This is a genomic window from Pseudoflavonifractor phocaeensis (assembly GCF_016901955.1).
Taxonomy (GTDB): domain Bacteria; phylum Bacillota; class Clostridia; order Oscillospirales; family Oscillospiraceae; genus Flavonifractor; species Flavonifractor phocaeensis_A.
Genome location: NZ_JACJLC010000002.1, coordinates 96,463 through 102,942 on the forward strand (window position 1 = coordinate 96,463; position 6,480 = coordinate 102,942).

Sequence of the window (6,480 nt, forward strand, 5' to 3'; positions counted from 1 at the left end):
TCTCTCTCCTTTTGTATCAAACGGGGTATTCCCCTTCAAAAACCGTTTCAGCAGGGCCGGTCATCACCATCTCCTGGCCGTCGTCCGGCCAGAATAGCTCCAGCTTTCCTCCAGGCAGCCCAGCCACCACCTGCCGCTCCGCCCTCCCCTGCCGTACCGCCGCCGCCAGGGCAGCGCAGGCTCCGGTCCCGCAGGCCAGGGTCTCTCCGCTGCCCCGCTCCCATACCCGCAGGCGAAGGGTGTTCCGGTCCGGGCAGGTGACAAACTCCACGTTGATCCCCCTGGGAAACACAGGATGGCGCTCCAGGGGCGGCCCCAGCCGGGCCAGATCCAGGGCGTCCGGGTCCTCCACGAAGACCACCCCGTGGGGATTGCCCATGGACACCGGTGTCACCTGCCATAGGGCTCCCCCGCTCTCCAGCGGCAAGGGCTCCTCCAGGATGGGCGCCCCCATGTGGACCCGGACAGCTGACACCGTCCCACCGTTCCCAAGCAGCTCCAATGTGCGCAACCCGCCGTCAGTCTCAATGGTCAGGGCCCGGCGTCTGGTGAGGCCATGGTCAAATACATATTTCCCCAGACAGCGGATACCGTTGCCACACATCTCTCCCCGGGAGCCGTCGGCATTGTACATCACCATCCGGAAATCTCCCCGGCTAGAAGCGCAGATACAGATCAGTCCGTCAGCTCCCACTCCAAAATGGCGGTCGCTCATACGGCGGGCCAAGGCGGGCAGGTCCGCCGGCAGGCCGTCCAGACCGTTGAGATAGATATAGTCGTTACCCAGTCCCTGCATTTTGGTGAAGTGCATGGCCATCCCTCCTCAGACAGAAGAGGGGCGGCGCAGCCCGCCGCCCCTCTCCGTTAGGGTATGTCATGCATCTGGGAAACAGTACGCAATGGGCTTTAATAATTGATGATATACTTCTCCCGCTCCCAGGAGGACACACGGGTGCGGAACTCCTCCCACTCCTTCTTTTTGCCCTCCAGGAAGTTGGTGGCCACGTGCTCTCCCAGGGTGTCCAGGATGAGCTGGTCGTTCTCCAGCTCGTGGATGGCCTCCTCCAGGGAGCCGGGGAGGTTCTTGATGCCGTGGGCCTTCCGGGTGGCGTTGTCCATGGCGTAGATGTTCTCGGTGATCTCGTCCGGGGGGGTGAGGCCCCTCTCGATGCCGTCCAGGCCGGCGGCCAGGCAGACGGCGAAGGCCAGGTAGGGGTTGCAGGAGGGGTCGGGGGAGCGGAGCTCCACCCGGGTGGACTGGCCCCGGGAGGCAGGGATGCGGATGAGGGCGGACCGGTTGGAGGCCGACCAGGCCAGGTAGCAGGGGGCCTCATACCCGGGCACCAGCCGCTTGTAGGAGTTGACCAGGGGGTTGGTCACCGCCGCCATGCCCCGGACGTGGGCCAAAATGCCGGCGATGAAGGAGTAGGCCTCTTTGGACAGCCCCCGCGCCCCGTTGGGGTCGTCGAACACGTTTTTGCCATTGCGGAACAGGGACATGTTGGTGTGCATACCGGAGCCCGCCACCCCGTAGATGGGCTTGGGCATAAAGGTGGCGTGGAGGCCGTTCTTCTGGGCCAGGGTCTTCACCGCCAGCTTGAAGGTCATGATGTTGTCGGCGGCGTGGAGGGCCTCCTCATACTTGAAGTCGATCTCGTGCTGCCCCTGGGCGCACTCGTGGTGGCTGGCCTCGATCTCGAACTTCATGGCCTCCAGGGCCAGGCAGATCTCCCGGCGGGTGGACTCCCCGTGGTCCAGGGGGCCCAGGTCGAAGTAGCCCGCCTCGTCGTTGGTGCGGGTGGTGGGCTTGCCCTCCTCATCGGTGCGGAAAAGGAAGAACTCCGCCTCGGGGCCCACGTTGAAGGAGTCAAAGCCCATGTCCTTGGCCTTCTGGAGGGCCCGCTTGAGCACATACCGGGGGTCGCCCATGAAGGGAGAGCCGTCGGTGTTGTGGACGTCGCAGATGAGCCGGGCCACCTTGCCGTGGTGGGGCTGCCAGGGGAACACCCGGTAGGACTTCAGATCGGGGAACAGGTACTGGTCGGACTCATCGATGCGGACAAAGCCCTCGATGGAGGAACCGTCAAACATGCACTGATTGTTGACGGCCTTCTCGATCTGGGAAGCGGTGATAGCCACGTTTTTCAGCTGGCCGAAAATGTCGGTAAATTGCAGGCGGATAAATTTGACGTCATCCTCCCGCACCATCCGAATGATATCTTCCTTGGTATGCGGCATGGTGGATGCCCCTTTCTCTTTGCGACAGCAGGATATCGCGTAGCGTGAAGGCGCCCCCTCAGCCGGCTGGAACGCCCTGAATTACAACTAAAGAGTAGTATACGTGCTCCCTTTTCTCCTGTCAAGGTGCTTTCCCTTCATATGTCTGTTTCTTCACCAGGTTGCACAGTCTGTCACAACAGATCCAAGCCGTTGATGTCCAATTTAAAGGTAAGACCCAGGAACTCTGCCGCCCGGCGGCAGAGCAGCATCCGCTCCAGGAAGATCTCAAAGTAGTCCATTACGGCGCACACCTGGGTGTTGATGGTCAGGGTAAGGGTAATGGTTCCCGCTCCCCGGTCCAAAGTCAGGTCGGATCGCTCGGCAGCGTAGTTCACCCGATCATGGATGTCAAATTTCTGCCGCTCCTTGTTGCGCACCCGGCTGCGGCGCACGTCAGTCTTGTCCGCCAGGATCAGAGCGGCGGCCACCGGATTCACCGGATAGGCGGTGGAGTCGTCATGGTGGCCAATGGCGGTGATCACCGCCGCCACGTCGGCGGGCTCCATTCCCATCTTGTCCAGAATGCGGAAGGCCATCACCGCTCCGGTCTGGGCGTGATCGTGGCGGTTGACCACGTTACCGATATCGTGCATAAAGGCGGCGATCTGCGCCAGCTCCTGCTGGTAGTCGTCATACTCTAGTTGATTCAGGATATCCGCCGCCACCTGGGCGCAGCGGGTGACGTGGGCAAAGCTGTGCTCGGTAAAGCCCCGGGCCAGCAGGGATCGGTCCGCCTGAGTGATATAGGTGCGGATCTCCTCGGACTGGCGCACCATATCGTAACTGATCTTCATGCCCCTTCTCCTTTCCTGCGGCCACAGCCGCTTGTTCTATCTTACCCATCCCAGCCCTGATATGCAAGGCCTTCACCCCCGGAAGAATCGATTTTACAAAAAAGAAAAAAACCATTGACAAATAAGAAACCGTATGCTACTATATTCTGGCTGGCTGACAAAGTTAAGTAATCAGCTCCCATGCGGGTGTAGTTCAATGGTAGAATCCCAGCCTTCCAAGCTGGTCGCGTGGGTTCGATTCCCATCACCCGCTCCATACGCGCCTGTAGCTCAGGTGGATAGAGCAACTGCCTTCTAAGCAGTGGGTCAGGGGTTCGAGTCCCTTCAGGCGTGCCATTGTCCTTGCAATAGTTCTATGGTGGATGTAGTTCAGTTGGTAGAGCATCGGATTGTGGTTCCGAGTGTCGCGGGTTCGAGTCCCGTCATCCACCCCATAATGAAGGCGGAAGGGCCGGAGCGTCCGCTCCGGTCCCTTTGCTTTTAACCAGCCATGTTGGGGTGTAGCCAAGTGGTAAGGCACGGGACTTTGACTCCCGCATTCGCTGGTTCGAGCCCAGCCATCCCAGCCATTTGACTCGTTAGCTCAGTCGGCAGAGCAACTGCCTTTTAAGCAGTGGGTCCGGGGTTCGAATCCCCGACGGGTCACCAGAAAGAAAACCCTGTAGTCTCAACGGCTACAGGGTTTTTTCTTACTCTCGCAATGGTTTGCGGTATTCTTTATGCGCTTTTATTGTGCATGGAATGAACGCGGGAAAACACCAAAAGCACACGAAAATTGCACACGGGATTGCACACGGCTGCACATGCTTTCTCTGGGCCAGCTCCAGCAGATTGATACGGGACTTAGGAAAGAAAAACCGCCCCCGAAGGGGCGGCAATCATCTTTCCCAGCTCTGTTTGCTGATGTCCATACGACACTCAATGCCGGGGCGGGACTTGCGCATGGCGTCAAATGCCTGGAGCGCCGCCCGCCGCTCTTTGCCGGGGTACTTGGTCTCCGTCTCCGCCTCCTCGTGTCCGTCCTGATAGCAGCGGACCAGACGCAGGGTGTATGTCACCCGCTTGTCGTACCAGCCCTTATGCCGGGTCAGGTCAATGCGCAGCGTGTAAGGCATTGCCGCAAGGGCGGCGTACCGCTCCGCCAGGGCTTGGCGGTAGCCCCTCAGTGCCTCGATGGCATCCTCCATGCGCTGGATAGTATCGGCGGCGCTGCGGTCGTACAGCACAATGCTGTCGGCCATGGTCAGCTTGTCCGGATGGCGCAGGTGGTCATATATCCTGACCTCCGCCTCGTCGCCGCGCCAGCTGCGGGCGAAAAGATCTTGCCAGGTCATGCAAATTCCCCCTCACAGCTGGAAAGCCGCTTGATGTAAAATCGGTCCTTGTTCTCTTTGGGGAGAAATTCGTCAATAAACCGCTCAGCGTCAAACGGATAGCGAAGAACGGCCGCAATTACCGTTTTGGTTTTCCCGTCGTCGTAATACCTGCCGTCAATGTCATAACAGACGGCCCAACTACACCCGATGTTTTCCATTGTGATTTCCTTTCTGCCCTCGTGACCTCCGGGGCGGGCTGTGCGGGTTAAGCTGCAAAAGCGGCAGGGTTAAGGATTGACGCCTTGGGATGCCATTTGATGCTGTACAATGGCCGCAACCTCCTGGTACATCCGCCGAATGCCAAAGGCATTGGAGGTACGGTTTACCTGATCAGGGTGGCTCCAGTGGTTCGCCCGGGCCTTGATCGCCCGGAGAATAAGACGGGCGTCAGTGGGGCTGACGGTCAGCGTAATGTTCTGCTCAGTTTTGGGCTCGTCCTCGCTCTCGGCCTGGACGAACTCCAGCTCCTTGGGCATGGCCTCCGCAATCTGGGACAAGTGGGCGGCGTGGATGCTGGTATACGCATCATCAATGCGACGCTCCCAGTCGGCGGACAGCTCCACACCCTCGGCCCGCGCCTTGGCGCTGCGGCTGATCCGTCCGTCCCAATGGAGCCGGCGGACCATGATGGCCACACACTGAGCGGCGGTGTCAGAACCGACGGCCTGGATGAAGCGGCGGGCGGTGTCGCGGGGGTTGTTGCTGCCAGAGCAGACGTCAGAGTGGATGCTCTCCAGAGTCTCGATGATGGTACGGAATTCCTTCAGTTTCATGATGTTACCTCCTGCCCTGTGGGCTGTCGCTGTTTCGTTGTGGCTATATCATACACTGTCTACAGTGCATTGTAAATTGACAGGCTGCGCAAGGTTTGCAAAATCATTTTGTGCAGGTCGTACACTGTACGACAGTGTTTAGCGGTGATACAATATAAAAGAAAAAGAGGGGGTGAAGCAGATGGTCACGAAGGCCAAAATGGAGGCGAATAGGCGATGGGATCGGGACAATATGACCTCGCTGAGCTGCCGGGTAAGGAGGGAGTACGCAGAGCGGGTCAAGGAGGTGTGCAGGGACTCCGGGGATACGATCAACAGCATACTGAAGGCCGCTCTGGATCAGTATCTGGCCCAGCACGGGCAACTGGACGATGTTTGATTTTCGAAACTTTTCATAGCACTTAACGATATGTTAAGTAGTTCCACTTGTCCAACAAAAATGACCAAAACGAAAAAATTTTTAAACCCGCTATCTGTTGTGCTGCAATGGATAGCGGGTTACTTCGTATTCCGAAGATGTACAAAATCGCATTTCCGTGCGCATACCTGTATGTAAAAATACAGTGCGACTTAACAGGAAAAAAGACAGGAGGTGAGCGGGAATGTACATGACTGATAAACAGCGGAAAGAACAGGGGAAAGACAGCTGGTACACCGCCCCTCAACTGGATAAAGCGTGTGCGGATTACTTTGCTGACTGCGACAGCCAGGAGCCGCCAAAGCAGCCTACATTGCCCGGACTCCTCATTTATCTCGGTGTCACAATGAAGGATTGGAAAGTGTGGGAGGAGGGGCAGCCTGGGTACAGACAGCACCCGCAGATCTGCGAAAAAGCCTTACTCGAAATCCGTGATCGGCTGGAGCAGCGGAAGGACGCCGGGGCGATCTTCCTCCTTAAACAGAAGCCCTACGGCGGATACTCAGACCGGCCAGAGGCGGAGAACTCCGGGCAGCTCAAAGTAGAAGTGACCTTCGGAAAGCCCAATAAGAATATAAAGGTAAGGGCAAAAGGCAAGTAACTCAATAAAACGGGTCTTTTGTTGAGTTCTCATAAATCCTGAAAGCCTTGTGCCGCAATGGGTACAGCGTTTCGGTAAACCAGATGCAATCAACGAACCGCCCGCCGGACGTGGTGTTGTGCATTATGCCAGGGCCTGCCTGGGCTGCGTGGGCGTGGCTGCCGGGCCTGCGGGGAGGGGTACCCCCCTGGTGCTGGGTGCGAGGATCATGTGGGCAGGCACCCCCCTCCCCCCTACC

The 6,480-nt window shown here is 58.4% G+C and carries 8 protein-coding genes and 5 tRNA genes; 7 read left to right on the top strand and 6 right to left on the bottom strand.

Going from position 1 to position 6,480, the window contains the following annotated elements; translation table 11 throughout:
- Positions 1-16: 16 nt before the first annotated feature.
- The 3 genes from dapF to H6B51_RS01125 all read right to left on the bottom strand — a co-directional run bounded on the left by dapF (position 17) and on the right by H6B51_RS01125 (position 3,074).
- Positions 17-811: a diaminopimelate epimerase gene (gene dapF / locus H6B51_RS01115; protein ID WP_204881920.1), complete on the bottom strand. Its 795-nt coding sequence runs from the start codon at positions 809-811 to the stop codon at positions 17-19.
- 95 nt (positions 812-906) lie between these two features.
- The gene (gene glnA / locus H6B51_RS01120) at positions 907-2,238 is read right to left on the bottom strand and encodes a type I glutamate--ammonia ligase (protein ID WP_204881921.1); all 1,332 of its coding nucleotides are present in this window, start codon (positions 2,236-2,238) and stop codon (positions 907-909) included.
- A gap of 173 nt (positions 2,239-2,411) precedes the next feature.
- The gene (locus H6B51_RS01125) at positions 2,412-3,074 is read right to left on the bottom strand and encodes an HD domain-containing protein (protein WP_204881922.1); all 663 of its coding nucleotides are present in this window, start codon (positions 3,072-3,074) and stop codon (positions 2,412-2,414) included.
- A 182-nt stretch (positions 3,075-3,256) separates the two neighbouring features.
- Here H6B51_RS01125 and H6B51_RS01130 point away from each other — a divergent pair.
- From H6B51_RS01130 to H6B51_RS01150, 5 genes are all read left to right on the top strand, one after another.
- Positions 3,257-3,330, top strand: a tRNA-Gly gene (locus H6B51_RS01130).
- Positions 3,331-3,333: 3 nt separating this feature from the next.
- Positions 3,334-3,410, top strand: a tRNA-Arg gene (locus tag H6B51_RS01135).
- 22 nt (positions 3,411-3,432) lie between these two features.
- Positions 3,433-3,508 (top strand) — tRNA-His (locus H6B51_RS01140).
- 60 nt (positions 3,509-3,568) lie between these two features.
- Positions 3,569-3,643, top strand: a tRNA-Gln gene (locus tag H6B51_RS01145).
- A gap of 3 nt (positions 3,644-3,646) precedes the next feature.
- Positions 3,647-3,722 (top strand) — tRNA-Lys (locus H6B51_RS01150).
- A 230-nt stretch (positions 3,723-3,952) separates the two neighbouring features.
- On the opposite strand, the gene H6B51_RS01155 is transcribed toward H6B51_RS01150, so the two are convergent.
- From H6B51_RS01155 to H6B51_RS01165, 3 genes are all read right to left on the bottom strand, one after another.
- A complete protein-coding gene (locus tag H6B51_RS01155) occupies positions 3,953-4,408 on the bottom strand; it encodes a hypothetical protein (RefSeq protein WP_204881923.1) in 456 nt (151 codons plus the stop codon).
- Positions 4,405-4,608, bottom strand: a complete 204-nt coding sequence (locus H6B51_RS01160; protein ID WP_204881924.1) for a hypothetical protein — start codon at positions 4,606-4,608, stop codon at positions 4,405-4,407. The genes H6B51_RS01155 and H6B51_RS01160 overlap by 4 nt, the downstream gene beginning before the upstream one ends.
- Before the next feature lie 69 nt (positions 4,609-4,677).
- Entirely contained in the window at positions 4,678-5,223 is a 546-nt protein-coding gene (locus H6B51_RS01165) for a hypothetical protein (RefSeq protein ID WP_204881925.1), read from the bottom strand.
- Between the two features lie 181 nt (positions 5,224-5,404).
- Between H6B51_RS01165 and H6B51_RS01170 the strand changes: the two genes are divergently transcribed.
- Complete coding sequence (locus H6B51_RS01170; protein WP_204881926.1) at positions 5,405-5,602, top strand: hypothetical protein; 198 nt, start codon at positions 5,405-5,407, stop codon at positions 5,600-5,602.
- 223 nt (positions 5,603-5,825) lie between these two features.
- A complete protein-coding gene (locus H6B51_RS01175) occupies positions 5,826-6,242 on the top strand; it encodes a terminase small subunit (RefSeq protein ID WP_204881927.1) in 417 nt (138 codons plus the stop codon).
- The last annotated feature ends 238 nt before the right edge of the window (positions 6,243-6,480 follow it).